The sequence below is a fragment of the Edwardsiella sp. A.80236 genome, assembly GCF_044540725.1.
GTDB classification, from domain to species: domain Bacteria; phylum Pseudomonadota; class Gammaproteobacteria; order Enterobacterales; family Enterobacteriaceae; genus Edwardsiella; species Edwardsiella tarda.
The window spans coordinates 1-785 of sequence record NZ_JBIUCY010000066.1; the positions used below are offsets into that span (position 1 = coordinate 1).

1 protein-coding gene is annotated in these 785 nt (G+C 60.9%); it reads left to right on the plus strand.

Going from position 1 to position 785, the window contains the following annotated elements:
• Window positions 1–583, plus strand: a 583-nt coding sequence (locus tag ACEQFP_RS17500) for a transposase (RefSeq protein WP_080312105.1), incomplete at its 5' end; no start/stop codon positions are given.
• Window positions 584–785: the final 202 nt, after the last annotated feature.

Sequence of the window (785 nt, forward strand, 5' to 3'; positions counted from 1 at the left end):
CAGCCTGCACGCCGGCGTGGCGGCCAGGGCCGATGAACGCAAGAAGCTCGAACGGCTGTGCCGGTACATCAGCCGCCCGGCGGTATCCGAGAAGCGGCTGTCGTTAACACGAGGCGGCAACGTGCGCTACCAGCTCAAGACGCCGTACCGGGACGGCACCACGCACGTCATTTTCGAACCATTGGATTTCATTGCAAGGCTGGCCGCCCTGGTACCGAAGCCCAGAGTCAACCTAACCCGCTTCCACGGGGTGTTCGCACCCAACAGTCGGCACCGGGCGTTGGTCACGCCGGCAAAACGGGGCAGGGGCAACAAGGTCAGGGTGGCTGATGAACCGGCAACACCAGCACAACGGCGAGCGTCGATGACATGGGCGCAACGGCTCAAGCGTGTTTTCAATATCGACATCGAGACCTGCAGCGGCTGCGGCGGCGCCATGAAAGTCATCGCCTGCATTGAAGACCCTATAGTGATCAAGCAGATCCTTGATCACCTGAAGCACAAAGCCGAAACCAGCGGGACCAGGGCGTTACCCGAAAGCCGGGCGCCACCGGCTGAGCTGCTCCTGGGTCTGTTTGACTGACGAGCCTGAAGGCCAACGATACCAATCAAAATGCTGCGTTCACAGCGCCGCGGCAGGGATCCGCCGTGCTGGTTGTCGGAAAAGGAGCCGCTAGTGGGAAAGAGGAGGGTAAATTTTCAGCGTTGCTGGCTCCCCGTCAGCCGGATTGGGTTGCATCGCAGGGGTGTCGAAAGAGTCAACTGCGGTCCAAAGCTGTTGGACT